The organism is Larkinella ripae (assembly GCF_054780775.1).
On the sequence record NZ_BAAGVR010000030.1, the window covers coordinates 115,220 to 140,084 of the forward strand.

General features: G+C 54.5%; 24 protein-coding genes. 14 read left to right on the top strand and 10 right to left on the bottom strand.

All coding sequences use genetic code 11. The annotated features are described in order from the left end of the window. Positions 1–3 precede the first annotated feature (3 nt). Positions 4–699, top strand: a complete 696-nt coding sequence (locus tag ACYVHX_RS26920; protein WP_460674810.1) for a LytR/AlgR family response regulator transcription factor — start codon at positions 4–6, stop codon at positions 697–699. Here the strand turns inward: ACYVHX_RS26920 and ACYVHX_RS26925 are convergent. Continuing rightward, a complete protein-coding gene (locus ACYVHX_RS26925; protein ID WP_460674811.1) occupies positions 696–1,142 on the bottom strand; it encodes an OsmC family protein in 447 nt (148 codons plus the stop codon). The two genes, ACYVHX_RS26920 and ACYVHX_RS26925, sit on opposite strands and share 4 nt — an antisense overlap. A 189-nt stretch (positions 1,143–1,331) precedes the next feature. Here ACYVHX_RS26925 and ACYVHX_RS26930 point away from each other — a divergent pair, with 189 nt between their 5' ends. The 9 genes from ACYVHX_RS26930 (at position 1,332) to ACYVHX_RS26970 (ending at position 12,212) form a co-directional block, all read left to right on the top strand. Beyond that, positions 1,332–2,075, top strand: a complete 744-nt coding sequence (locus tag ACYVHX_RS26930) for a hypothetical protein (protein ID WP_460674812.1) — start codon at positions 1,332–1,334, stop codon at positions 2,073–2,075. A 160-nt stretch (positions 2,076–2,235) separates the two neighbouring features. After that, entirely contained in the window at positions 2,236–3,114 is an 879-nt protein-coding gene (gene lipA / locus ACYVHX_RS26935) for a lipoyl synthase (RefSeq protein ID WP_460674813.1), read from the top strand. A gap of 131 nt (positions 3,115–3,245) precedes the next feature. Continuing rightward, a complete protein-coding gene (locus ACYVHX_RS26940) occupies positions 3,246–4,406 on the top strand; it encodes a lycopene cyclase family protein (protein WP_460674814.1) in 1,161 nt (386 codons plus the stop codon). Positions 4,407–4,552: 146 nt separating this feature from the next. Beyond that, positions 4,553–7,090, top strand: a complete 2,538-nt coding sequence (locus ACYVHX_RS26945) for a DUF7133 domain-containing protein (protein ID WP_460674815.1) — start codon at positions 4,553–4,555, stop codon at positions 7,088–7,090. A 49-nt stretch (positions 7,091–7,139) separates the two neighbouring features. Continuing rightward, positions 7,140–8,198, top strand: a complete 1,059-nt coding sequence (locus ACYVHX_RS26950) for a sugar phosphate isomerase/epimerase family protein (protein WP_460674816.1) — start codon at positions 7,140–7,142, stop codon at positions 8,196–8,198. A gap of 149 nt (positions 8,199–8,347) precedes the next feature. Next, positions 8,348–9,133, top strand: coding sequence for an SDR family NAD(P)-dependent oxidoreductase (locus tag ACYVHX_RS26955; protein ID WP_460674817.1), 786 nt, complete (start codon positions 8,348–8,350; stop codon positions 9,131–9,133). A gap of 48 nt (positions 9,134–9,181) precedes the next feature. Then, a complete protein-coding gene (locus ACYVHX_RS26960) occupies positions 9,182–10,474 on the top strand; it encodes an MFS transporter (RefSeq protein WP_460674818.1) in 1,293 nt (430 codons plus the stop codon). A gap of 121 nt (positions 10,475–10,595) precedes the next feature. Beyond that, complete coding sequence (locus ACYVHX_RS26965) at positions 10,596–11,366, top strand: SDR family NAD(P)-dependent oxidoreductase (RefSeq protein WP_460674819.1); 771 nt, start codon at positions 10,596–10,598, stop codon at positions 11,364–11,366. Between the two features lie 12 nt (positions 11,367–11,378). Next, complete coding sequence (locus ACYVHX_RS26970; RefSeq protein WP_460674820.1) at positions 11,379–12,212, top strand: ion transporter; 834 nt, start codon at positions 11,379–11,381, stop codon at positions 12,210–12,212. A gap of 123 nt (positions 12,213–12,335) precedes the next feature. Here the strand turns inward: ACYVHX_RS26970 and ychF are convergent, their stop codons facing one another. Further along, positions 12,336–13,439 (bottom strand): redox-regulated ATPase YchF, encoded by a 1,104-nt coding sequence (ychF, locus tag ACYVHX_RS26975; protein WP_460674821.1) that lies wholly within the window; start codon positions 13,437–13,439, stop codon positions 12,336–12,338. Between the two features lie 182 nt (positions 13,440–13,621). Continuing rightward, complete coding sequence (locus ACYVHX_RS26980) at positions 13,622–13,945, bottom strand: DUF3276 family protein (RefSeq protein ID WP_460674822.1); 324 nt, start codon at positions 13,943–13,945, stop codon at positions 13,622–13,624. A 264-nt stretch (positions 13,946–14,209) separates the two neighbouring features. Between ACYVHX_RS26980 and ACYVHX_RS26985 the strand changes: the two genes are divergently transcribed. Beyond that, positions 14,210–14,656: a septal ring lytic transglycosylase RlpA family protein gene (locus ACYVHX_RS26985; RefSeq protein ID WP_460674823.1), complete on the top strand. Its 447-nt coding sequence runs from the start codon at positions 14,210–14,212 to the stop codon at positions 14,654–14,656. Positions 14,657–14,811: 155 nt separating this feature from the next. Further along, entirely contained in the window at positions 14,812–15,723 is a 912-nt protein-coding gene (locus ACYVHX_RS26990; protein ID WP_460674824.1) for a DUF58 domain-containing protein, read from the top strand. 70 nt (positions 15,724–15,793) lie between these two features. On the opposite strand, the gene ACYVHX_RS26995 is transcribed toward ACYVHX_RS26990, so the two are convergent. Beyond that, on the bottom strand, positions 15,794–17,230 hold the full coding sequence (locus tag ACYVHX_RS26995) for a thioredoxin-like domain-containing protein (protein WP_460674825.1): 1,437 nt from the start codon (positions 17,228–17,230) through the stop codon (positions 15,794–15,796). An 81-nt stretch (positions 17,231–17,311) separates the two neighbouring features. Here ACYVHX_RS26995 and ACYVHX_RS27000 point away from each other — a divergent pair, with 81 nt between their 5' ends. Then, the gene (locus tag ACYVHX_RS27000) at positions 17,312–18,082 is read left to right on the top strand and encodes a YdcF family protein (RefSeq protein ID WP_460674826.1); all 771 of its coding nucleotides are present in this window, start codon (positions 17,312–17,314) and stop codon (positions 18,080–18,082) included. 15 nt (positions 18,083–18,097) lie between these two features. On the opposite strand, the gene pfkA is transcribed toward ACYVHX_RS27000, so the two are convergent. The 3 genes from pfkA to ACYVHX_RS27015 form a co-directional block, all read right to left on the bottom strand. Continuing rightward, positions 18,098–19,072, bottom strand: coding sequence for a 6-phosphofructokinase (gene pfkA / locus ACYVHX_RS27005; RefSeq protein WP_460674827.1), 975 nt, complete (start codon positions 19,070–19,072; stop codon positions 18,098–18,100). Positions 19,073–19,285: 213 nt separating this feature from the next. Continuing rightward, entirely contained in the window at positions 19,286–19,942 is a 657-nt protein-coding gene (locus tag ACYVHX_RS27010; RefSeq protein ID WP_460674828.1) for a phosphatase PAP2 family protein, read from the bottom strand. A 125-nt stretch (positions 19,943–20,067) separates the two neighbouring features. Beyond that, positions 20,068–20,817, bottom strand: a complete 750-nt coding sequence (locus tag ACYVHX_RS27015; protein ID WP_460674829.1) for a glycosyltransferase family 2 protein — start codon at positions 20,815–20,817, stop codon at positions 20,068–20,070. 58 nt (positions 20,818–20,875) lie between these two features. On the opposite strand from ACYVHX_RS27015, the gene ACYVHX_RS27020 reads away from it, so the two are divergent. Further along, entirely contained in the window at positions 20,876–21,613 is a 738-nt protein-coding gene (locus ACYVHX_RS27020; protein ID WP_460674830.1) for a class I SAM-dependent methyltransferase, read from the top strand. A gap of 97 nt (positions 21,614–21,710) precedes the next feature. On the opposite strand, the gene ACYVHX_RS27025 is transcribed toward ACYVHX_RS27020, so the two are convergent. From ACYVHX_RS27025 to ACYVHX_RS27035, 3 genes are all read right to left on the bottom strand, one after another. Then, positions 21,711–22,976, bottom strand: a complete 1,266-nt coding sequence (locus ACYVHX_RS27025) for a glycosyltransferase family 4 protein (protein ID WP_460674831.1) — start codon at positions 22,974–22,976, stop codon at positions 21,711–21,713. Further along, entirely contained in the window at positions 22,973–23,713 is a 741-nt protein-coding gene (locus ACYVHX_RS27030) for a class I SAM-dependent methyltransferase (RefSeq protein ID WP_460674832.1), read from the bottom strand. Before ACYVHX_RS27030 ends, ACYVHX_RS27025 begins: the two co-directional genes overlap by 4 nt. Before the next feature lie 235 nt (positions 23,714–23,948). Continuing rightward, complete coding sequence (locus tag ACYVHX_RS27035; protein WP_460674833.1) at positions 23,949–24,848, bottom strand: glycosyltransferase; 900 nt, start codon at positions 24,846–24,848, stop codon at positions 23,949–23,951. Positions 24,849–24,865 lie beyond the last annotated feature (17 nt).

The window sequence follows — 24,865 nt, forward strand, 5'->3', positions numbered from 1 at the left end:
ACCGTGCAGTTAACCGCTATTGCCATCGACGACGAACCCCAGGCTTTGGAGGTGGTGCGGATGCATGCCGCCAAGGTTCCGTTTCTCGACCTGAAAGCCGGTTTTACGGACGCCTTCGAAGCCATTCCGTATTTGCAGAAAAACAAAATCGACCTGATTTTTCTGGATATAAAAATGCCTGATATTTCGGGTATTGAGTTTGTCCGTTGCCTGCAAACCGTACCGATGATTGTTTTTACCACCGCCTATTCCGACTACGCGGTCCAGGGTTTTGAACTCGATGCCATCGATTATCTGCTCAAGCCATTTCCGCTGGCCCGGTTTCTGAAAGCGTGTAACAAAGCACTGGATAACAAGAGCGTACGAAGCGGGACGGCCGAAGCGTTTATTTTTGTAAAAACCGGCTACGAAGAAGAAAAAGTCTTTTTAGAGGATATTTTGTATCTGGAAGCCGACGGGAATTACATCACTTTCGTGTTGAAAAACCGCCAGCTCCTGAGCCGGCAGACGTTGTCCGATATTCTGCAGATTCTGCCCGAAAACCAGTTTGTGCGCATTCACCGTTCGTACATTATCTCGCTTCGGAAGATCGAGAAAATTACCCGGAACGAAATCACCGTCGGGGCCGTAAAAATCCCGGTTGGCGCTTCCTACGAAGATAAAATGGCCGAAATCAAAAACCGGCTTTCCAACAGTTAAGTCAGCGGATTAAAGCCCTTCAGGTCCGCTTCCTTCCAGTCAAACCGAATCACCTGCTCCAGATCCGGGTGCAGGCTGATGGCCACGGGGCAGGTGTGGGCGGTACGTTCCATCTTGGCCCGAAATTCTTCGGTAAACTCGTCGGACGGGTCCATGACAATATCGATTTCGATCCGGACAATCCGCCGGGGTCCCTCGTTCGACATCACTTTGGTAATCGTCAGGTCACTGCCCGGAAGTTCAATGCCGTCGCGCCGGGCTACAATGCCCATCGTGGTGATGATGCAACTTCCCAGGGCCGTGGCTACCAGGTCCGTCGGAGAAAAAGCTTCGCCTTTGCCGCTGTTGTCGGTAGGGGCATCGGTGATGATCCGGGTGCCGGATTGCAGGTGCGTGGGTTCGGTGCGCAGGTCGCCCAGGTAGGTTGTATGAACAGTTGGCATTGTACCAAAAACTAATTTCCGGTTATTGTCTACGAATAAACTGAAAAATATAAATTGCTTCACGCAACCATCCAATCGCTCAAACCGTTACTTCAAAAGGGCCGCGCTTTGAAAAGGAGGCAGATGCTAATTTCATAGTGTCAAAGTAAACTGTTATTTTTATCCTTACAAAAAGTTTCTACTACGACCGTGTCACGAGTTTTACCGATAGTTACCATCATGGGCCTGCTGCTGACGGTGAGCAGTGTGCGGGCTCAGAGCACCGACACCGATGAGGATAAGTATACGACTGTCACCACGTACGGCGTCACGACCAATACCAACTCCGGAATCTTGGGCGGTTTTGTTTTTCGGCACTCCAAACTATTGCCCACGCTCTTTCAGGGCAAACGGCAGTTTCGGTATCTGGCCCTGGAAATCGTTAACGTGAAGCACCCCAAAGAGGTGCAGTCGCAAACCCCCTATTCGGGAGCCCGGTACGTTTACAACAAGCAGAATTATCTGTTCGTGGTTCGGCCCCAGTATGGCCGGGAGATTTCGCTCTTCACACGGACGGCCGACGAGGGAGTTGCCATCAACGGAATTCTGGCCGTTGGGCCGTCCATTGGCGTCATCAAACCCTATTACGTGCAGTATTCGGTCCGGCCCGGACAGGTCGAAACCCGGCCCTTCGAGCCGACTTTGCAGCCCGAACTGATTGTCGGTTCCGGCAGCTTCTTTCAGGGTTTCGACAAATCCAAACTGACCGTTGGCCTTAATTTCAAAGCGGCTGTTGCGTTCGAACTGAGCGCCTTCCGCAACAACATGACAGGCCTGGAAATCGGTTTTCTGGCCGAAGCCTTTCCCAAAGAAGTCGTAATCATGAACGACGCCAATAACCGCAGCGTTTACACCTCCGGTTTTGTAACCTTGTTTTTCGGTAACAAGCGGTAGGGAAGAAAAAGGAGGAAAGGGGGAAGGGACAAAAGCGCAGCCGTTTTCCTTTTCTCCTCGCTTCCTGGATCCTCTCCCTCTTTCCCTGCTTTTCTCCTTCTTTTTTCCGAACTTTACGGCTCGAAAATCCATTGTGTAAAAAACAGGATTGAGGTTTGCTATGATTGAACTTCCCGTAATTCCCTCTGAACAACAACGGAAAAAACGTCCCGACTGGCTGCGGGTAAAACTGCCCATTGGCCCGGAATACGCTAAAGTCCGTAAACTGGTTGATACCTATAAACTGCATACCATCTGCGAAAGCGGAAACTGCCCGAATATGGGCGAATGCTGGGGCGCTGGCACGGCCACGTTCATGATTCTGGGCAACGTCTGTACGCGAAGCTGCACGTTTTGTGCGGTGGCGACGGGGCGCCCAAACGAGTACGATACCGATGAACCCCGGCGGGTGGCCGAAGCCATTCTGCTGATGAAGGTCAAACACGCCGTCATTACGTCCGTCAACCGGGACGAACTGAAAGACCGGGGCGCCGAAATCTGGTACCAGACCGTGAAAGCGGTGAAAGACGTATCGCCGACGACCACCATTGAAACGCTGATTCCGGATACGAAAGGCAATTGGGACGCCCTGACCCGCATGATCGAAGCCGGACAGGAAGTGGTTTCGCACAACATGGAAACCGTCGAGCGGCTATACCGCCGGGTGCGCCCGCAGGCCCGCTACGAACGCAGTCTGGAGCAGATTCGCCGGACGAAAGACTTCGGGCAACGGACTAAATCGGGCATCATGCTCGGGCTGGGCGAAACCGCCGACGAAGTGCTGCAGGCCATGGATGATCTGGTCAAAAACGGTCTGGACATTCTGACGCTGGGGCAGTATCTGCAACCGACCAAAATGCACCACGAGGTGATTGAGTGGATTCACCCGGAAAAATTTGCGATGTACCGCGAAGAAGGCCTGAAACGCGGTTTGAAATACGTTGAGTCCGGCCCGCTGGTGCGTTCCTCGTACCACGCCGAGCGCCATGTGAATGTATAGCTAGCAGAAGAAAGCAGGAGAGGGGATGAGAGCAGGAAGGGAGAGGACCGTTGGATTCCTTTCCTCCGTCCTGCTCTCATCCCTTTCTCCTTTTTTTGCTCCTTTCCTGCTTTTTCCTTTTCTTGTCTGGAATGAAAAAGTACGACTTCATCATCGCGGGAGGGGGAATGGCCGGTTTGAGTCTGGCGTATTACTTGAGCCTGTCACCGCTGCGTGACCGTTCCATTCTGATTCTCGACAAAGAAAATAAAGACCGAAACGACCGGACCTGGTGTTTCTGGGAGCAGCAGGCCGGGGCATTCGAGCCGATTGTCTACCGAAAATGGGAAACCGTCGCGTTTTTCGGAACCACCTTTAACGGCTTGCTCGATATCGGTTCGTATCAGTATAAAATGCTGCGGGGCATTGATTTTTATGAATTTGTCAAGGATCACCTCGCCGGCTTCCCGTCCATTGAATTTCGGCAGGCCACCATCAACCGGGTAAAAGACACGCCCCAGGGTGGTTTTGTAATTGCCGACGACGAACCTTACATCGCCAGCTACGTCTTTGATTCGACCCACACGCTGAAGCTGAACAAACCCGAAAACCACAACCTGTTGCAGCATTTTAAGGGCTGGACCATCACGACCGAAAAACCGTGTTTTGACGTCAACCGCCCCTGCATGATGGATTTTCGGGTCGAGCAGCACGGCGATTGCCGGTTTTTGTATATTCTGCCCTTCAACGAACGGACGGCCCTGGTGGAATACACCATTTTCAACGACCAGGTGCTGCCGGACGACCAGTACGAAAAGGCGCTGAGCAATTACATTGACCGGTTTTTGGATACGGGAACCTACACGATTCAGGAAACCGAGTTTGGCATCATCCCCATGTCGGACGAACCGACCAGCGAACGGCCCGGCAAGCACGTCGTCCGGATCGGGACGGCGGGCGGCTACACCAAACCGTCGACCGGCTACACCTTCCAGCGAACCCAGCGGTATTTGTATGAGATCGTGCAGAACCTGGTCGCCAATGGGAAACCAAAACGGCGAAAACCGTGGCTCCGGCATAATTTTAAGCAGTATCTGGACAGCGTTCTGCTGAACGTGCTGCAATACCGGCGCCATCCGGCCGATGATATTTTTACCCGCCTGTACCAACACAATCCCCCCGAACAGATTTTCCGGTTTCTGGACGAAGACACCACGTTTGCCGAAGACCTCCGGATTATGGCAACGGTGCCGCTGGGCGCGTTTACGGTGGCGGCCCTGCACGTTCTTCGGAAAAAGATTATCCGGCTTTGAGGAGTACACTTTTCAAAACCGGTCAGGTCTTAAACACCTGGCAGGTTTCACCGGTTTCCGACGGAAGCAACTGCGGTTTATTTGCTTCGAATGAGTAGTATTTTACTAAAATTTCTTTATTATGTAATAATGACAAATTGTGTCTCATGCGCAAGCGCGTCTACTATAGCTTTCTGGTTGGGGCCGGCCTTTGCGGCTTGTTGAGTTTTGTGAAGATGCAGGAAGAGGGCCCGTCGCCGGCCCGGACGCCCGCCGAAGAACTGGCGACGTTCCAGGTCGAACCGGGTTTCAAGGTGCAGCTTGTCGCGTCAGAACCGATGGTCGAAGACCCGGTGGTGATCACCTTTGATGAAGACGGCCGGTTGTGGGTGGTCGAGATGCGGGGGTTTATGCCCAACATCGACGGAGCCGGCGAAGACAAACCGGTGGGCCGGATTTCGGTGCTGGAAGACACCAACGGCGACGGACAGATGGACGCCAGTACCATCTACCTGGATAGTCTGGTGCTGCCCCGTTCGCTGGCGCTGGTGCCGGGGGGCGCACTGGTGGTCGAAAACAGCAAGCTCTGGATGACCAAAGACCTCAACGGCGACCTGAAAGCCGATTCGAAAAGCCTGATCGATCCAACATACGCCGGAAGCGGCTTGCCCGAGCACTCCGGAAACGGCCTCTGGCGCAGCATGGACAACTGGTATTACAACGCCAAATCCCGGCTTCGGTACCGACTGAACAACGGCAAATGGGAGCGCGACAGCACCGAATTCCGGGGGCAGTGGGGCATCAGCCACGACGACGAGGGGCGGCTCTACTACAACTACAACTGGTCGCAGCTCCACGCCGATCTGGTGCCGCCCAACTACCTGTCCCGGAACAAGAATCACACCCCCACCACGGGCATCGACCACGGGTTGACCATCGACCGGCGCGTGTATCCGATCCGGCCCAACCCGGCCGTCAACCGGGGTTACATTCCCGGAACGCTGGACAAAGAAGGCCGTTTGCAGGAATTTACGGCGGCCTGTTCGCCCCTTTTTTACCGGGGAACCGCTTTTCCCAAAGACTACTACGGCAACGTGTTCGTCTGCGAACCGTCCGGAAATCTGATCAAACGCAACCAGGTGGAGGAGAACGGTATTTTGCTGAGTGCAAAAGATCCGCATCCCGGCCGGGAATTTCTGGCATCGACCGACGAGCGGTTTCGGCCGGTTCACCAGGCGACCGGCCCCGACGGTGCGCTCTACGTCGCCGACATGTACCGGGGCCTGATCCAGCACAAAGCATACGTAACGCCGTATTTGCGGGAACAAACGCTGAACCGGCACCTGGTGCTGCCCATCAACCGGGGGCGAATCTGGCGGATTGTGCCCCAAAACTGGCAACCCGCAAAACCGGCCAAACTGTCGAAGGCGTCGTCCGCTGAGCTGATCCGGGAATTATCGAATCCGGACGGCTGGCACCGCGATATGGCGCAGCGCTTGCTGGTGGAACGAAACGACAAAACCGTCCGGCAGCCGCTGACGGAACTGGCCCGGAAAGGCGAAAACCCGCTGGCACGGTTTCACGCGCTGTGGACGCTGGACGGCCTGAAACTAAGCAGCGCCGACCTTCTTTTTAATTTACTGGACGATTCGGATGCCCTCGTTAACACCACGGCCCTGCGGCTGCTGGAACCAATCGCTAAAACCGATAAAACCGTGCGGACCAAACTGGAACAGCACCTGCTGAATGGGTGGGAAAAAGCGCCGATCGAACAGATTCTACAGATGACGTTCACCGCCGGGACGCTGGACCCCCGGGTTTCGCATCCCCTGCTGGCCGGGATTGTAAACCGCTACGGCAGTACGGCCCTGATCCGGGATGCGGCTCTCAGTAGTCTTCAGAATCAGGAGTTTGCGTTTTTACAGACCCTGACCAAAGCCCCGCACTGGCAAACGCACGAGCCGTCGAAGGAAATTTTTCTGGAAATGCTGACCACCTCGGTGGTCCGGAAACGGAACCCGGCGGAACTCACGGCGTTGCTGACGCGGCTGGAGCAGCCAACGCTGGGCTGGCAGGAAAAAGCCGTTCTGACCAGCCTGTCGATTCAGGGAAGCACCACGAAAAAACCGGTCAAACTCCCGGCCGCGCCCAAACTGCTGGCGGGGGCCAATACGACAATCGAGCCGGCGCGGCTGGCCAACCTGGCCGCCCTGTTCGAATGGCCCGGCCACGCGGCTGCGAAAGCGAATTCGGGCAAAAAAAACCTGTTGAGCGACGAGGAACAGAAATTGTTTGCGTCGGGCCGGCAACTCTATCTGAGCACCTGTTCGGGTTGCCACGGCACCGACGGCGCCGGTTTGAACCGGTTTGGGCCACCGCTCATCGCTTCGGACTGGGTGCTGGGCGACGAAAAACGCCTGGCGCTGATTCTGCTGCACGGCATGGAAGGCCCGGTGGAAGTGGCCAAAAAAGTGTATGATGTGCCGGATATCCTGCCGGTTATGCCTTCGCATTCTACGATGGACGACAACGCGATAACCGCCATATTGATGTACATCCGGAATGAATGGGGAAACAATGCCGGACCAATCGGGAAGCGGACCGTCGCGATGACGCGCGTCACGTCGCAGGGGCGGGTGGTGCCGTGGACGGCCAAAGAGTTGAATACGTATATGGTGGAAGCCAAAGCAACCGACGGAAAATAAAACCGTTGGTTGTCGATCCCAATTCAAACCATTCCTAAATCGAATCCGCATGGACAGACGAGACTTTATTCAACGGGCGGCCGTCGGTGCCATGGCCTTTTCGTTGCCCAAACTACCCGGTTTTTTGAAGGAAGTACCGATGGGCGTGGTGGTGCACTCGTACGCCAGCCGCTGGAATTCAAAAACCGACAGTAAAACCTACCCCGCTTTTACGAACGCGGTCGAACTCATCGACCACTGCCGACAAATTGGCGCGGGCGGGGTGCAGACGGTGGTGAAAGACTGGTCGGCGGACTTCGCCAAAAAAGTCCGGGAGGAACGGGAAAAAACCGGCCTGTACCTCGAAGGTTCGATTGGCATTCCCAAAAATGCCGGACAGGTGGCGGCTTTTGAACAGGAAGTGATCAACGCGAAAGAAGCCGGGGCAACTATTCTGCGGACGGTGTGTTCGACCGGACGGCGGTATGAAACCTACCATTCCCGCGATGAGTGGCAGACTTTGAAAAAAAACGCGCTGACCTCGCTCCAACTGGCCGAACCCATTCTGCGCAAACACCGGGTCAAACTGGCGGTCGAAAACCACAAGGACTGGCGGGCCGACGAACTGGTGGCCCTGCTGAAACCGATCAGCAGCGAGTGGATTGGCGTAACGCTGGACTTTGGCAACAACATTGCCCTGCTGGAAGACCCGATGAAACTGGTCGAAACGCTGGCGCCGTATACCCTGTCGACCCACGTTAAAGACATGGGCGTGCAGCCGTATCCGGACGGTTTTCTGCTGTCCGAAGTGCCGCTCGGTAATGGCATTCTCGACCTGCCGAAGATGGTGGAAATCTGCAAAAAACACAATCCGAACGTGACCTTCAACCTCGAAATGATCACGCGCGATCCGCTGGAAATACCGTGCCGGAAAGCGGATTACTGGGCTACGTTTGAGGGAATTCCGAAGTCGGATATGGACCGCACCCTGCGCATGGTCAACCAGCACGAATACAAAGCGGGATTGCCCAGATTTGCCCAGCTCCCGGCCGAAGAGCGGCTGGCGGCTGAGGAGAAAAACATCATTTCCTGCCTTTCGTACAGCAATAACAAACTGGGACTTAAATAAGGAAGGGGTTGCGGTTTCGGTATACGGTTTTCGCCGGGCCGACGTTTCGGTGGCTGGCGCCCGCCAGTTCATTCTTGTGCTGACGGCCCGGCGTTAACCGAATACCGAAAACCGGATACTGAAAACCGTATACCGTAAACTAATCAATAATGAGTAAGGAAATACTACCGGGTATTAAGCAATTTGATTTGAGTGGAAAAGCCGCCATTGTGACGGGTGGGTCGAAAGGGCTGGGGTTGGCAATGGCAGCCGGACTGGCATCGGCAGGGGCGAATCTGCTGATCGTCAACCGGAATGCCGAGGAAGGAGCCCAGGCCGCCGAAGCGCTAAGCCGCGACTTCGGCGTAACGGCGCTGGCGTTCAGTGCCGACATTACCGATCAGGAACAAGCCGAAACGATGGCGAAAGCCGCTCTGGATGCCTTTGGCCGGATCGACATTCTGATCAACAGCGCCGGTATCAACATCCGCGGACCCATCGACGAACTGACGCTCCATGACTTCAACCAGGTCATGCAGGTAAACGTGACCGGAACCTGGCTTTGCTGCCGGGCCGTTACACCCCACATGAAAAAAGCGGGCCGGGGCAGCATCATCAACCTGGCCAGCACGCTCGGGGTGGTTGGCTTATCGAACCGAACCCCCTATACGTCGAGCAAAGGGGCGATTGTGCAGATGACCCGGGCGCTCGGGTTGGAACTGGCTCCTCATAACATCACCGTCAACGCCATTTGCCCCGGTCCGTTTCTGACGGATATGAATGTGCCGATTGCCGATACCGAAGAAGGGAAAAAGTTCGTCGTGGGGGCCACGGCGCTGGGGCGCTGGGGCGAACTCCGGGAGATTCAGGGCGCGGCCATTTTCCTTGCCAGCGATGCCGCCACCTACATGATTGGCTCCCTGCTCACCGTCGACGGGGGCTGGACGGCAAAATAGTGTACCGGTTTCCGGAATACCGTATCATCCTAAACCAAACCCCGAAAAATGGAACAAGTTATTGGCAGGGCGCAGAAATCCCGGGTCCGTTATGGCATGCTGGCGCTCGTGTTTATCAATGTGGTGATCAATTACCTGGACCGGAGTAATCTGTCCGTCGCTGCGGCCAGCCTGAGCAAAGATCTGGAGCTGTCGCCAGTCCAGATGGGCTACATCTTTTCGGCGTTTGGCTGGACGTATGCGGTTTTGCAGATTCCGGGGGGGCTGGTTGCCGACCGGTATAGCCCCCGGGTTCTGTATGCCTTCTGTCTCATCACCTGGTCAATGACGACCGTGTTTCAGGGTTTTGCCCGGGGTTTTGCCAGCCTGTTCGCGCTTCGGCTGGCAACGGGGGCCTTCGAAGCCCCTTCCTATCCGATTAACAACCGGATCGTCACCAGTTGGTTTCCGGACAACGAGCGGGCAGCCGCGACGGCCATGTACGTGTCGGGCCAGTTCATCGGCCTGGCGTTTCTGACCCCGGTTTTGGTCACCATTCAGGTGTATGCGGGCTGGAAAGGGCTGTTTCTCATTACGGGTTTGGTCGGTTTGGTCTGGGGCGTCATCTGGTACCTTTCCTACCGCGATCCCCTCGACCATTCGGGCGTCAACCAGGCCGAACTCGATTACATTGAAGGAGGGGGCGGTTTGTTCCGGGGGCAGAAAAAAGGCACGATGCAACCCAGCGTCTGGCGTTGGGAAAACATCAAGCTGGTGTTCAGTGGCCGGACGTTGTGGGGTGTTTATATTGCACAGTTTGCCGTCAACGCCACGCTCTGGTTTTTCCTGACCTGGTTTCCCACCTACCTGGTCAAATACCGGGGGCTGGATTTCATCAAATCCGGTTATTTGGCCTCGATCCCCTTTCTGTCGGCCTGCGCTGGGGTGCTCTTATCCGGTTTTTTATCCGATAACCTGGTGAAAAAAGGCTGGTCGGTCAGTGCGGCCCGTAAAATGCCCATCATCATCGGGTTGATTTTTTCGGTCAGTCTGGTGGGCGCCAATTACACCAATGATACGGCGCTGGTGATTTTCTTTATGTCATTTTCCTTTTTCGGCGCCGGCATGGCCCTGATTTCCTGGGTTTTCGTGTCCTTATTGGCTCCCAAACACCTGATTGGCCTAACTGGTGGGGTTTTCAATTTCATGGGAAACCTGGCGTCGATTGTGGTTCCGATCGTGATCGGTTATCTGGCGAAAGACGGCGATTTTAAACCGGCACTGGTGTTCATTGGTGCACTGGGCCTGGTGGGGGCCTGTTCGTACATTTTTCTGGTCGGAAAAATTGAGCGCCGGGGGTGAAAGATAATGTTAAATGTAAAATGATGAATAATGAATGTAAAAGTGCTGGAAATACTTTTACATTCACCATTCATCATTTATAAGCCTTAGCGTTAATGCTATTATATGCTGGTAAAGTAATATGAACACGATACTATTCCCGGCCCGGTTTCAGGGGCAGGTTGCGGTCGTTACCGGGGGCGCCGACGGTTTGGGAAAGGCCATTGCCAAACGCCTGGGGGCGGAGGGCGCGTCACTCGCGCTGTTCGACCGAAATGCGGTTTTGCTGGAACAAACGGCGCAGGAATTTTCGGCGCTGGCGATTCCGGTGCGGACGTATGTCGTCGATATTTCGCAGGAAGCGCAAGTGAAACAGGCCGTTGAGCAAACCGTGGCCGATTTGGGGCAGATCGACGTGGTGGTGCATTCGGCGGGAATTGTCGGGCCAACCAGTACCAACATCACTGCCTACGAAACCGCCGATTTCGAAAAGCTGCTGGCGGTGAACCTCCTCGGCAGTTTTCTGGTGACCAAATACACGGTTTCGCACATGGCCGACCGGCAATACGGTCGTATTCTGCTGATCGCTTCCATTGCCGGGAAAGAAGGGAACCCGGGCATGGTGGGTTACTCGGTCAGCAAGGCGGGCGTTATCGGGCTGGTGAAAGCCATTGCCAAAGAATACGCCACCGCCGGAATTACCATCAACGGGCTGGCGCCGGCCGTCATCAAAACCGCCATGAACGCCGATACGGCCCCCGAGCAACTGGCGTACATGACCGCCAGGATTCCGATGGGTCGCCTGGGCGAGCCCGACGAGGTAGCGGCAATGGCCAGCTTCATCGTTTCGCCCGAAAATAGTTTTTCCACCGGTTTTATTTACGATATTTCGGGCGGAAGAGCAACCTACTGATGCACAACGCCCATGTCCGAATCCACTCCCAAGCCCCCCGGTACGTCCTGGCGGCTCCGTTTGCATGAGGTTATTTTCGAGTCGGATACCCCCGCCGGCAAAGCCTTCGACATTGCCCTCATCGGCAGTATCCTGGTCAGTGTCACCGTCGTGATGCTGGAAAGCATGCGCAGAGTCCGGCTCGTTTACGGCGACCTGCTGAACGACATCGAGTGGTTTTTTACGATCCTGTTTACGATCGAATACATTCTCCGGCTGGTCAGCGTAAAGCGACCGCTGCACTACGCAACGAGTTTCCTGGGAATAATTGACATTCTGGCGATTTTGCCGACTTACCTGAGTTTGCTGATACCGGGGACGCAATACCTCTTTACAATCCGAATCCTGCGGCTGCTCCGGGTTTTCCGGGTGCTGAAACTGTCCGAATACCTGTCGGAAGCCTCGATTATCGTGAGTGCCCTGCAGGCCAGCCGGCGCAAGATCAGCGTTTTCATCCTGACGGTTTTATCGCTGGTGGTGATCATCGGTTCCGTCATGTACATCATCGAAGGCGAAGAACACGGTTTTGACAGCATCCCGACCAGCATTTACTGGGCCATCGTTACGCTGACCACCGTCGGCTACGGCGACCTTTCACCCCAAACGCCCGCCGGTAAAATTCTGGCCTCCCTCGTTATGGTAATTGGCTACGGCGTCATTGCGGTGCCGACCGGTATTGTCACGGTGGAAATTTCGCAGGCCGCCGAGAAGCTGAGAAAAGTTTCTACGCAGTCTTGCCCGTCGTGCGGGCGGGAAGGGCACGATGCCGATGCGGTTTTCTGCAAACATTGCGGGCATAACTTATGAGGCAAAAAAACCGGTCGTTTCGCAAAAACTGCGAAACGACCGGTTTTTTGAATGATGAATTAAGAATGATGAATGATGGATGGAGTGACGCAGCATCGTTCATCATTCATCATTCCAAAAGGTTTACACGTTAAACCGGAAGTGCATGATATCGCCGTCGGCGACGATGTATTCCTTGCCTTCAACGCCCATTTTGCCGGCTTCCTTAATGGCTGCTTCGGTTTTGTACTGGACGTAGTCGGGCAGTTTGATAACTTCGGCCCGGATAAAGCCTTTTTCGAAATCGGAGTGGATGACCCCGGCGGCCTGGGGCGCTTTCCAGCCCCGCTGGATGGTCCAGGCCCGGACTTCCTTAACCCCCGCCGTAAAATACGTAATCAGATTGAGCAGCCGGTAGGACGCCTTGATGAGCAGGTCCAGACCCGACTCCTGTAAACCGTATTCTTCCAGAAACAGCTGCCGTTCGTCGGGATCTTCCATTTCGGCAATCTGGGCCTCGATGGCGGCACAAACCACCACCACTTCCGCGCCCTCGGTTTTGGCCATTTCCTTTAGCTGGTCGGAATACTGATTGCCGTTTGGCAGTGATTTCTCATCGACGTTAGCCACGTAGATCACCGGTTTTACCGTCAGCAATTGGAGTTCTCCCACGGCGGCCTGGCGTTCTTCGGGCGTCACAGTGACGGCCCGGGCATTCAGGCCCGATTCCAGCGCTTTTTTGTATTGCAGGAGGGTTTCCAGCTCGGCTTTCGCCTTGGCGTCCCCGCTGGAGCGGGCGGCTTTTTCGGTGCGCTGAAGTTTCCGGTCGATGGATTCCAGGTCTTTCAGCTGAAGCTCAATATCAATGATTTCCTTGTCAAAAATCGGGTTAACCCGGCCCTCGACGTGCACGATGTTATCGTCCTCAAAACAGCGAACGACGTGCACAATGGCATCGACTTCCCGAATGTTGGCCAGGAATTTATTGCCCAGGCCCTGGCCCTGACTGGCTCCTTTGACCAAACCGGCGATATCGACGAACTCAACGATCGTCGGCACCACTTTTTGCGGTTTCACCAGGGTTTCCAGCGTATCCAGGCGTTCATCCGGAACCGTCACGACGCCGACGTTGGGATCTATGGTACAGAACGGGTAATTGGCTGCTTCGGCTTTTCCGCTCGAAATGGCATTAAACAGGGTCGATTTCCCTACATTGGGCAAACCGACAATACCGCATTGAAGACTCATGAATTTCTAATTTTGATGGAGGGATTGAGCGATTTGTGATTGAGGGATGACAGGTTATACCGGTTCACTCAATCGCTCAATCCCTCAATCACAAATGCTCCGCAAAGTTCGGATATTCGGGGGCGAAAAACAAAAAAGCCTCCGGATCAGCAGAGGCTAAGGGGTAGAGAAAGGTTCGGGAATCAGTCCCATTTCAGATCGCTGCCGCCCACATCTTCCAGTTCGTCTTTGACGGCGTACTGGGAGAAATCAAAATCCGGCATTAAATCCGATTTTATGTATTGAATGGTATCATGCAGTGCATCAGAGAATTTATCAAAATCTTCCTTATAGAGAAACATTTTGTGCTTCTCGTAAATAAACCCATCGCCCTGCGGATGTCGGCGGCTTTCCGTAATAGTCAGGTAATAATCGTTGGCGCGGGTGGATTTGACGTCAAAGAAGTAGGTACGTTTTCCAGCTCTGACGCGCTTGGAAAAGATTTTTTCTTTCTCTTTTTCTTCCACAATCGATGGTGGTTTGGGTGATTTAAACGCTAAAATAAGCGGATTAGTATAACAAGCAAAAATATTGCCTTAAATTAATTTTCTTAGCGTACAGCCTAAACTGGACTGTTTTTAGAGAACACTAGAATAAAGTAAGAAAACAAATTGCTTCTTACGCAGTTGCTGCTATCTTTGTAAGTAGGAAGTGGATACATTTTCGGCAAAGGTGGGGCGTAAGTGTCTGGCGCTCAACCTTTTTTTATTTACCACCAAACCTCAAACTGTATGAGTATAATCGTATCGATCATGCTGCTTTTTGGCGGCATGAAATCAACGGAGGCTCATTCGAGTCTCATACAGAAAGGAAAGGCTTCTTTCTATTCAAAACGCTTTCATGGGAAAAAAACCACCAGCGGAGAACGTTATCAGAACGACCAACTGACGGCGGCACACATTTCTCTACCCATGAACACCCTGGTCGAAGTGACCAATTTATCCAACAATCAATCCGTAGTGGTTCGTATTAACGACCGGGGTCCGCACGGCAAAGGCCGCATCATCGACCTGGCCTACGGAGCGGCCAAAGCCCTCGGTATGGTTAAAACGGGCATCGCCAACGTGGCAATCCGGGTTGTTGGTCAAAACCGGAAAGCAATCAGCCCGGCCATCGCCGAGTTGTTTCCGCTGAACAGCCCGTTGGAGCCGCAGCTCATCCCCATCGACAACATTTAAGCGCGGACTACGTTTTCGTATCGCGGTTGGATCACTGACATCATTGGTAGTTTGCACCGGACGCATTTCAGACACCGAGAATTTAATGCCCCGGCTGAACAATCTACGAATCGATTCACTTTGATGATCCGGCCGCGATATTTATTTTTACCCCTATGGCAACGCAAGTAGATTTACTGAAAGTACGCGAATACGGCAATGTCGAGTTTCTGGCCCGGCAGATGGTGGAAGGATTTATCACCGGTTTGCACAAATCGCCGTTTCACGGTTTTTCGGTGGAGTTTGCCGAACACCGGCTCTACAATACCGGCGAAAGTACCCGCTACATCGACTGGAAGGTGTTTGCCAAAACCGAGCGCCTGTTTGTCAAGCGGTTTGAAGAAGAAACCAACCTGCGCTGCCACCTGCTGCTCGACACCTCGTCGACGATGTATTATCCCGAACCGGGGTACGGCAAAATCACCTTCAGCATTCTGGCATCAGCCTGCATTGCCTATTTGCTGCAACGCCAGAAAGACGCCGTCAGTCTGACCACGTTTGCCGAGGGAATTGACATTCAGACGCAGACCAAATCGACGCCCTCGCACGTTCATAAGATTTTCCAGCAGCTGAATACATTGGTTCAGCAACCGGCTCCGCTCCGGAAAACCTCGGCCGCCGAGGTGATTCACCAACTGGCCGAAAAAATCAATAAACGCTCGCTGGTGGTGATTTTTAGCGATATGTTCGAGAATGTGTCGGAGGTCGATCACCTGTTTTCGGCCCTGCAGCACCTGCGCCACAACCTGCACGAAGTCCTGATCTTTCACGTAACGGACAAGAAAACCGAGGAAGAATTTGCGTTCGATGAGCGGCCGTACGAATTCATCGACCTGGAAACCGGCGAGAAAGTGAAAGTGCAGCCCAATCAGGTGCGGGATAATTACCAGCAGGCCGTGAAGAACTTTTACCACGAACTGAAACTCCGCTGCGGACAATACCGCATCGACTTCATCGAAGCCGACATCGCCAAAGGTTTCGACCAGATTCTGACGAGCTATCTGGTGAAGCGAACAAAGATGAAATAACAGTTTACGGTTTTCAGGTTACGGTGGGGCGCCCGGGTGACGCCGTAACCTGAAAACCAGGTACCGACGATCATTTCCCTTTCACACTCGCCTTGGCATCTTTCATCGGTGCCGGTTTTTGTCTGGCTTTCTGCTGCATCAGAAACTGGAAGTAGCCTTCCAAGTCCTCAACCGGTAAGCGTCGCGCCAGGATTTTTTTGTCTTTGTCGAGCACATACACGGTCGGGGTTGAGTAAACGTCGTACTTCTTTTTGTAATCGACCGGCGCACTGGGGCCGAATACGTTCAGCAGGTTCTGGAGTTTAAATTCCCGGATAAATTTTTTCCACTGCACCTCGGTTTTTCCGATGGCGACGGCGTAAATCTGCACCCCTTTGGCTTTGTGGTTGTCGTAGAATTTTTTCAGCGAGGGCGCCGATTCCCGGCAGTGGCCGCATTCGGGGTCGTAGAAAAAGGCAACCGTATAATCGGCTTTCACTTCGTGCAACGGCCGCCAGCGTCCCAGCGTATCCTGTAGACTGACGTTCGGCAGCGTTTTTCCGGCCAGGAGCGGTTTCAAAATCTTCACCCGGTCGCGCATACTGGTCAGCGTTGCGGTGTCGCTCACGGGCATCACGCCGGTCAACCAGTATTTTTCGGCCAGGTGAATAAACAGACCGTCGGTGTTCAGGATCTTTTTCTGCTCCTCATATTGATTGGTGATGTACCAGATCGTGTATTTCAGAATGTCTTTGTTGGCTTTGGCTTTGTTTACCAGGTAATCGGCCGCCGGAATCAGCGAATCGACCGTCTGCACCGTCAATTCTTTCATGTACCGGTCGATTTTGCTTTGCAGAAAAGGCGTGTATTCCAGCCGGCCGTCGGAAAAATCAAAACCGTCGAAGTAATGATTCCGGTAATAATTAAACACCCAGTTGGAGTCCGGGCGACCGTTGGCCAGCTTCGGCGCGACCGGAATTTCGGGTTCTTCGGCGGCTCTAAACAGCTTGACCGTGAGTGTATTCGCGTTTTGGGTCAGAAAATCCTTGCGATACTCTTCAACCTCCTTCTTCAGCGTAGCCAGCTGAGCGGCCGATCCGCCCTGTTTTTGCAAAGCACCGATTTCTCCGTACTTTTTGCTCATGAATTGCTGATACCCATAAAACAGCTCATTTTCCCGCGATCCGGTCACCTTCATGGATGCAATCACGTTGGCGGTATCGGCTTCCACCGAAAACCGCTGTTCGCCAATGACCAACTGCAAAACCGGTTTGGCATCGACCACGATCATGTAAAGACCGCCGGGCAGCACACTGCGCCCGTCGAACACCAGCCGCCCGTCGGCATCGGCCGTGGCCGTATCCCGGGGCGTAAACTGCGTTTGCCCGTAGAAGCTGGCCAGGTAGGCGGTTTTGTTCGCCAGTCCTTTGATGCGGGCCGTAATGAGGTGACCTTCGGACGATTGCGCCCGCAGAAGCGGTGCGGACAGGAGCAGCAGAAAAGCCGTGAAACAAAATCGACGGTTCATGAATAGAGCGGTTGATGGACCCGGTTTGGGTAAACAAAGATACTAGTTATAACGTTTGGGGCGTTTGCCTTCGCATACACGATGTTCTACTTTCTTTCGAAAACGCTGACATTTTTGCTGATGCCCATGGGGCTGATAACCATTGCCCTGCTGGTAGCCTTGTTCACCAAAAACCGTGCCCGCCAGCGCAAAGCCCTGGTGGTGACCGTTGTCTTGCTGCTGGTGGCCGGTAACGGCTTTATCACTAATGAGTTGGCGATTTGGTGGGAAGTGCCGCCTGCGGTTCTTCCGGCGCGCACAACGCCCCGCGTGGGCGTTATCCTGACGGGCGGACTCATGAAAACGGAAGAGCAGTTTATGGATCGCCTGTACCTGGGCGACCAGGCCGACCGGATCGCGCAGGCGCTGTTGCTTTATCAGTCCGGGCAGATTCAAAAAATCCTGATCAGTGGCGGCATTGGCGGGATTTTCAAGCGGAAGCAGGGCGATGAAGGGCAGATGACCCGCCGGTTTCTGACCATTGCGGGCGTTCCGGCGCAGGACATTGTGCTGGAAAACCGGTCGCGGAATACCTACGAAAACGCTCTTTTTTCGGCGCCTATGCTTCGGCAGCAGTTCAAAGGCTACGCGGTGGTGCTGATTACCTCGGGCTGGCACATGCGCCGGGCGATCGGGTGTTTTCAGAAGCAAAGCGTTGCCGTCACGCCGTACTCGGCGGTTATTATGGCGGGGGCGCGCGACTATACGCCCAACCACCTCTTGTTGCCCTCAGAAGGCGCTCTGCACGATTTCTACTGGCTCATCCACGAGTTTGTCGGCTACGCGGCTTACCGGATCGTCGGCTACCTTTAAAACCGCCTGTAACCGCTAAACGCTCAGAATCCGGACCATTCGCAGCAAATCCTCGTTGATCGGTTTGGGAAGTTTGACGGTATCAATAAACGGCGTGTAGGTCAATTCATTGTTGACCACCCCGGCCATCACGTTCTGCTGACCTTCCAACAGCCCCTCCAGCGCGCCCAGACCCAGGCGGCTGGCCAGAATCCGGTCGTAAGCCGTCGGGACGCCCCCGCGCTGAATATGGCCCAGCGTCGTAACCCGCATATCAATGTCAACCCCGACCTGATCCCGAATCTGCTCGGCCAGCACCACGGCATTGCCTTCTACGTCCCCTTCGGCCACAATGATGATGGACGATGATTTCGAGCGGCTCCAGCCTTGTTTCAGCGTTTCGACCACTTCCGAAATGGGCGTCAGTACCTCCGGCACCATCACCATTTCGGCCCCACCGGCAATCCCCGACTGAATGGCGATGTAACCCGAGTCGCGGCCCATCACTTCGATAAAGAAAATCCGGTCGTGGGAGTCGGCCGTATCTCGGATTTTGTCGATGGCTTCCAGGGCGGTATTGACGGCGGTGTCGTATCCAATGGTGTAATCCGTGCCGTAGAGGTCGTTGTCGATCGTTCCGGGTGCGCCCACGGTTGGAATCTGGTATTCTTCAAAAAACTTCAAGGCGCCGGTAAAGGTCCCGTTTCCACCGATGGCAATCAGTCCTTCAATGCCGTGTGCCAGCAGTTGATCGTGGGCTTTTTTACGGCCTTCGGGGGTCATAAATTCTTTGCTGCGTGCTGATTTCAGGATAGTACCTCCGCGTTGAACGATGTTACTAACCGAGTGGGACGTCATTGCAAAAATATCGCCGTTAATCATTCCGTTGTACCCCCGACGGATGCCGAACACTTCGACGCCGTGGTAAACCGCTCCCCTGACAACCGCCCGAATACAGGCATTCATGCCGGGGGCGTCACCGCCGGAAGTAAAAACAGCTACGCGCTTCATGATAAAAGTCTATTTTAAATTTACTGTGTGCAAAAAAAGAATCGACGGCTTTTCGCTCGCGAACCGCAAATTTATTTTCATTTTTGGACAAACCGACAAATCTGTTCAACGAAAAACGAATTTAATCCTCGCGTAAAACAGAAAATGCTTTCATAACCGAGACCAATCCATAAACAGAGGTTTGATAAAGGGTTGATTACTAACGGATACGGCTCACCGCGAGCTTGTCTTCCGCGGCCGCTGCAACCTGCGTTTGATCACCGGATAAACGGCGTATGTGATTTTTACCGACGCAATTCCAATGCCGGCACCGGCCAATACGTCGGCCCAGTGGTGCTGGTTGTTGGCCACACGCAGGATTCCCGTAGCCGTGGCCATGGCGTACCCGGCAATGCTGATCCACGGACTTTTGTGTTTGTAGGCCTGGTGCAGCAACTCCGCACTCGTGAAAGCCACCGCCGTGTGTCCGGACGGAAACGAGCGTCGGTCGGAACCATCCGGGCGCGTCGCGTGAATGGTGCGTTTTAGTCCTTCCGTGACGCCCCCCATCACCACATTCGACAAAACCGTAACGGCGATTTCATCGCCCAGTTTGACCGCCGGTTTCACGCCCGCCAGTTGTAAGGCCACGCGCAAACCGTACGGCCCAAACCGCAGATACTCGTCTGCCGAACTCAGGTGGTCCTGGTCGAACGGTTCGCGGGTGGGATGGCCAAGCAGGGCGGTTCCTCCGCCAATGAGGGCCGCCGGGACGATGAAGGATTGCAGGGAATACCGTCGTTCGGTCGGAATGGAATCGCCCGCCGTCTGGGCAAAAAGCTGAAAGGAGGTAAGCCAAAATACGAGTAAAAACCGGAGTCGTTGTGTCATTTTAATGAATTAAGAATGGGTAACGGGTTGACCCGTTGACCGATTTGGAAAAGCCGAATCGAATAAATCCACGGCTGAACCTATGGCTTCTAAAAACCGGCGGTCTCCTGCTGCCGAACTCGGGCTTATTTGGCAAACCGGAACTGCACCGCCCGAACCAAAATCCGGACGTGGTTCAAAACCGCCGTTGCCGTTCCGAAATGCCTCGCCAATACCTTGAACCGGTCGGCCAGCGATTGACGGTGTCGTTGCACGGATAAACCGCCCACCAGGTATTTACACAAAATGAAATCGAGATAAACTATTTCTTGGGCCGCTTTCAAACACCGGATTTCCCAGTCAATATCCGCGCTCAGGTTCTCAATCCAGAAATCCGACGCAAGGCTTCGCCGGGCGATAAACGCCTGATGACAGACCTTCATGCCCAGTGCCATATCGCGCCAGCTCAGGTGGTGCGGCAGGGAATGGGGCGTAATCTGGCTGCGCAGACCCAGCGGTTTTCCGGTATCGTCCACAAACAGGGCGTCACTATAATAGACGTCGGCCGGGCGGTTTCGTAACACCGTCAGGAGCTTAACAATCGTCGTGGCGTCGTAAATCTCGTCACCGGCGTTCATAAACCAGATGTAATCGCCCGTCGCCAGTTGCTGCCCTTTGTTCATGGCGTCGTATAAACCGCGATCGGGCTCCGAAATCCAGCGGCTGATGTGGTCTTCGTGGTTCCGGACGATGGTCAGCGTTCCGTCGTTCGAGTTGCCGTCGACGATCAGGTATTCCACCTCCTCGCCCGGCTGGTTGGCGAGCAGGCTCCGGATCGTGCGTTCCAGAAACCGTTCGGCGTTGTAGGTGACCGTGATGATTGAGAGTAGGGGCATGGCTGCGTGGCGGCAATTCGCAAAAAAACGGTATTTTTACGGGGAAACCAACGACTGAATGGAAACGAATTCAACAACTTCGTCGGCGCTTCAGGACGCCTACCGGTCGCAATACGCCGATGAAGACCGGACCTGGCGGGACATGGGTGCGCGGATGAAAGCCGAAACCATTCGTCGGCTGTGCCAGTCCTACCACTTTCCGAAAATGCTGGACGTGGGGTCCGGCGACGGTGCGGTGTTGCAGCAACTCGACCAGAACCGGTTTTGCCCGGCGATGTATTCACTCGAAATCTCGGAAAGCGGGGCCGGCCGAATCCGGGAGCGGGGCCTGGCGTCGTTGCAGAACGTGCAGCTTTTCGACGGCTATAAAATACCGTACGGCGCCAGGGAATTTCCGCTGGCCACCTGCTCGCACGTGATCGAACACGTGGAGCATCCGCGCCTGCTGCTGCGCGAAATCGCCCGGGTTTCGGAGTACCAGTTTTTCGAAGTACCGATTGACTTCAGCTTTTTCGTCGACCGCAGAACCGAGCATTTTCTCTCCTACGGCCACATCAATATTTTCACGCCCTCGCTGTTCAAATTTCTGCTCAAATCCGAGGGCTTCGAAATTCTGGCCGAACATTCGGTTTTTTACGATACGGCCGCCATCCGCCATTCGGCACCGAACAATCTGGCGTTCTGGGCCATCTGGCTGAAAACGCAGGTTCTGAAAACCGTGCCGGCGCTGCGGAAAATCAAACCGAGTGCCTTTGCGGTTTTGTGCCGGAAAAAAAGCGATCTGGCTATCTTCTAAAGTGATGATGTTCCACAGAGTTTATCAGAAGGAATCAGGGTTTATCAGAGGAAACTGTGGTAGGCTCTGATAAACTCTGTGGAACAACACCTCATCACTATACTAGTATCTCCTCGTACAAGGCAAGATAGCGCCGGGCGATGACGGTTTCGTCGTAATGCGTCACCACGTGCTGGCGGGCGTTTTTGGCCAGTTGCTCGTACGCCGTTGGCGGTTGTTCCAGAATCCACTGCATCCCGTTGGCCAGATCGTCCACCGACCGGTATTTGACGAGATAACCGTTCTGCTGGTGATGCACCATTTCGGGAATTCCGCCCACCTCAAAGCCGACCACGGGCGTTCCGCAGGCCATCGATTCCATGATCGTGTTCGGCAGGTTTTCTTCCAGCGACGGAATCACGAACAAATCGGCGGCACTGTAAGCCGCCACGATTTGCCGCAAATTACTCAGCGGGCCTAAAAAGTGATACCGGAACGGCAGCTCCTGCAACAAACGTTCATCCCCCCCGCCAAAAATCAGCAATTCGACCTCCTCGGGCCGGGCTAATTGGTGCTGCAAACGGGCCAGCGCCTGCTGGAAATACGAAAAGCCTTTGCCCAGCGCCGAGACTTTGGCAGCCGCAAACAAAATCAATCGTTTGTCGGTCGATACCTTCAATTCCTGCCGGGCTGCGGTTTTTTCCAGTGGTGAAAATAACCGGGTATCGAGCGGATTGGGAATGGATTGGACTGCCAGCTTCCCGAACAAGCTGCTCTGCCGGGCGCGGCTGGCCAGCCACCGGCTGCAACCGACGGGCGTTAAGCGGGCATTCTCGTAGGCGCGTTGCTTCCGGAGCCAGTCGCCGTGGGAGAGATCGTCAGGAGCCGGTTTTCGCAGAAACGGGCAGTTGCCGCACGCCTGCTGATACCGTTCGCAGGTGCCGCTGTGGTGGCAGCCGCCGGTGAACGCCCACATATCGTGCAGGGTCCAGACCACCGGTTTTTGCAGCGCCAACAGTTTGCCCAGCGACCGGGTCGATAAAAAGCCAAAGGTGGTCCAGTGAAGGTGCAGAATATCCGCCTGTTGAACGAGCGGGTGTTCACTGATATCCGTACCGATCAGGCCGGGGGAAAAGGCAAACCGGACGCTGCGGCTGCGTTCATAGGGCACAAACGTCAGTCGGTCGAGGGCAAAACGGGCGGTAGCCCAGCGCTTCTGCCAACTCGTTCGGGCCAGCGAAACCACCGACGGTTCGTCCACCGACGTTTCTGCCACCAGCATCTGCGACGACGATCCGGCCCGGCTGAGCGCCTGATTGAGCCGACTGGCGGCAATGGCAGCCCCGCCCGCCCGGTGGTACGTGCTTAGGTGAAGAATCGTCATTTGGTGGCCGTCAGAACGATGTAAGGCGAAAACGCTTTGGTTTCGATCGGAACCAGTTTGAAGAATATTTTGAGCGGCAGCCAGAGAATTTTTTTCAGCAGCCGGCCCAGCAGCGGTTTTTCGTGTTCCCGTTCCAGCCAGAGCATAAACCGGCCGTCGTAATAAACCCGGATATTTTTCAGGCCCAGTCGCTCGCCCGCTTTTCGCAGCCGGTCCAGGTCCATCGACTGGATGTTGTGTTTGGCGTAATTCTCCGGGTCAAACGTTTTCTGAAACCAGCCGTTCAGCCCGCGAAAGTTAGGCAGGGTAATGAGCAATGTGCCGCCGGGGTTTAGCGATTCGACGTGCTTTTCAATGATGTTTTCCGTATCGTCAAAATGTTCGATCAGGCCATTCGACATCACCAGATCAAACCCTTGCCGGGGAATATACTGAAACAAATCGGTTTCGATCACCTCCACCGAGCCTTTCGGCAGTCCGTTGACCCGTTCCAGTTCGTGGAGAATTTTCGGATGCACCACGTAGTCGAGCAGGGTGGTGTCGGTATTCAGGTGCTTTTTCATCCAGACCGAATAATAGCCCGGAAAACCGCCCAGCTCCAGCGCCGAACGGATCGGGTGGGTCGCTACCAGCTGCCGGATCAGGGGGAGGAAAGGGTATTTGTTCTGCACCTTAAAAAGCAATCCTTCTTTCGATTCCCAGTAAGTAAGCCAGAATGTGCGGTCGGTTAGTGTCAAAGCCGTAGTGATCAAGGTGCAGGCAGCAGTCCCGCATTCCGGCAAAAATAGTCACTCTCACACAGAATCGAAACTCCCCAACCGCCAAGGCCCCTAATCCCGTCAGGGGTTGACTCTGGCTAGCTCTGTACGCAGTGCGGGGCAGCGCCCGATCGTGTAGTCCCCGTAGCCCCATGACCCCGGGTTGCACCCGGGCTTATCCACGGTCAACCCCGTCAGGGATTGGGGGCGAATGCTAGATGCCGTATTTGTAGCGATTGATGATCTGGCGGATCAGGCTGGGGCGGAAGTAACGTTTCAGATTGCCCACAACGTCCGGCTCGGGCTGGATGTCCGCCGTCAGCCGGATTGCTCCTTGGTGCAGGGCTGTGCTGTGGTGGCGGCTGAACCGGCCAAAGTTGGTCCCGGCGTCGTAGCCGATGTGTTCTACTTTCGACCGGATGGGGTAAAGACAATACCGTTTTTGCTTGAAGTGCGTGTAACTCCAGCGAATGGCCCAGGAGCTGATCCGCCCTTTCTGCTGCTTCTCGAACATTGGAATCAGATCACTGCCGCTGGCCGAAAAAGCCCGGCGCCTTTCCGGATTGCGAATGAAGTCGGCATAGTCGGGCACCGACCAGTCGGCCCGCTCCCAGCGGTTTTTCCAGGTCGACCAGCCCAGCGACGACGCCCGGGGCAACAGCAGAACGTCTTTGGAATACGTAGCAGGAATTGTAAACGGATACAAATACCCGGAGATCGAAAAAACCAGTGGATGGTTTTCGTAAAAGTCCAGAGCCGCATTCTGAAATTCGAGGAAATCAGTCGTGCAGATGATGTCGTCTTCCATCACAATCACGCGGCCGTGCTCCGCAATGACCTCCGACACGCCCCGGATGACGGAATTGGCCAGCCCCTGATTCGACTCGGCGGCTTTGATCCGAACGTCGGCAAATCCCTCAATGACGGGCAAGTAATCCCGCACCTGCTGAACCCGTTTGGCATCTTCCTGGGCCGTGGCGGTATTGGTTTTAGGGCCGTCCGAAAAAATGTACAGAACACTGTCTTTGGCCTGCGGGTTGGCCGCTAAATACCGGATGGTTTCGCGCAGGTGATCGACGCGGTTGTAACAGAATAAAACAATGGGAGCGAGCATTGCGGTTTTCAGTTTAC

Coding starts and splice junctions, on each gene's coding strand:
- pfkA (WP_460674827.1), bottom strand. CDS start 19,072: ATGAAGCGCGTAGCTGTTTTTACTTCCGGCGGTGACGCCCCCGGCATG.
- ACYVHX_RS27010 (WP_460674828.1), bottom strand. CDS start 19,942: ATGACACAACGACTCCGGTTTTTACTCGTATTTTGGCTTACCTCCTTT.
- ACYVHX_RS26925 (WP_460674811.1), bottom strand. CDS start 1,142: ATGCCAACTGTTCATACAACCTACCTGGGCGACCTGCGCACCGAACCC.
- ACYVHX_RS27015 (WP_460674829.1), bottom strand. CDS start 20,817: ATGCCCCTACTCTCAATCATCACGGTCACCTACAACGCCGAACGGTTT.
- ACYVHX_RS26940 (WP_460674814.1), top strand. CDS start 3,246: ATGAAAAAGTACGACTTCATCATCGCGGGAGGGGGAATGGCCGGTTTG.
- ACYVHX_RS26970 (WP_460674820.1), top strand. CDS start 11,379: ATGTCCGAATCCACTCCCAAGCCCCCCGGTACGTCCTGGCGGCTCCGT.
- ACYVHX_RS27020 (WP_460674830.1), top strand. CDS start 20,876: ATGGAAACGAATTCAACAACTTCGTCGGCGCTTCAGGACGCCTACCGG.
- ACYVHX_RS26960 (WP_460674818.1), top strand. CDS start 9,182: ATGGAACAAGTTATTGGCAGGGCGCAGAAATCCCGGGTCCGTTATGGC.
- ACYVHX_RS26950 (WP_460674816.1), top strand. CDS start 7,140: ATGGACAGACGAGACTTTATTCAACGGGCGGCCGTCGGTGCCATGGCC.
- ACYVHX_RS26965 (WP_460674819.1), top strand. CDS start 10,596: ATGAACACGATACTATTCCCGGCCCGGTTTCAGGGGCAGGTTGCGGTC.
- ACYVHX_RS26955 (WP_460674817.1), top strand. CDS start 8,348: ATGAGTAAGGAAATACTACCGGGTATTAAGCAATTTGATTTGAGTGGA.
- ACYVHX_RS27025 (WP_460674831.1), bottom strand. CDS start 22,976: ATGACGATTCTTCACCTAAGCACGTACCACCGGGCGGGCGGGGCTGCC.
- ACYVHX_RS27035 (WP_460674833.1), bottom strand. CDS start 24,848: ATGCTCGCTCCCATTGTTTTATTCTGTTACAACCGCGTCGATCACCTG.
- lipA (WP_460674813.1), top strand. CDS start 2,236: ATGATTGAACTTCCCGTAATTCCCTCTGAACAACAACGGAAAAAACGT.
- ychF (WP_460674821.1), bottom strand. CDS start 13,439: ATGAGTCTTCAATGCGGTATTGTCGGTTTGCCCAATGTAGGGAAATCG.
- ACYVHX_RS26985 (WP_460674823.1), top strand. CDS start 14,210: ATGAGTATAATCGTATCGATCATGCTGCTTTTTGGCGGCATGAAATCA.
- ACYVHX_RS26945 (WP_460674815.1), top strand. CDS start 4,553: ATGCGCAAGCGCGTCTACTATAGCTTTCTGGTTGGGGCCGGCCTTTGC.
- ACYVHX_RS27000 (WP_460674826.1), top strand. CDS start 17,312: ATGTTCTACTTTCTTTCGAAAACGCTGACATTTTTGCTGATGCCCATG.
- ACYVHX_RS26995 (WP_460674825.1), bottom strand. CDS start 17,230: ATGAACCGTCGATTTTGTTTCACGGCTTTTCTGCTGCTCCTGTCCGCA.
- ACYVHX_RS26990 (WP_460674824.1), top strand. CDS start 14,812: ATGGCAACGCAAGTAGATTTACTGAAAGTACGCGAATACGGCAATGTC.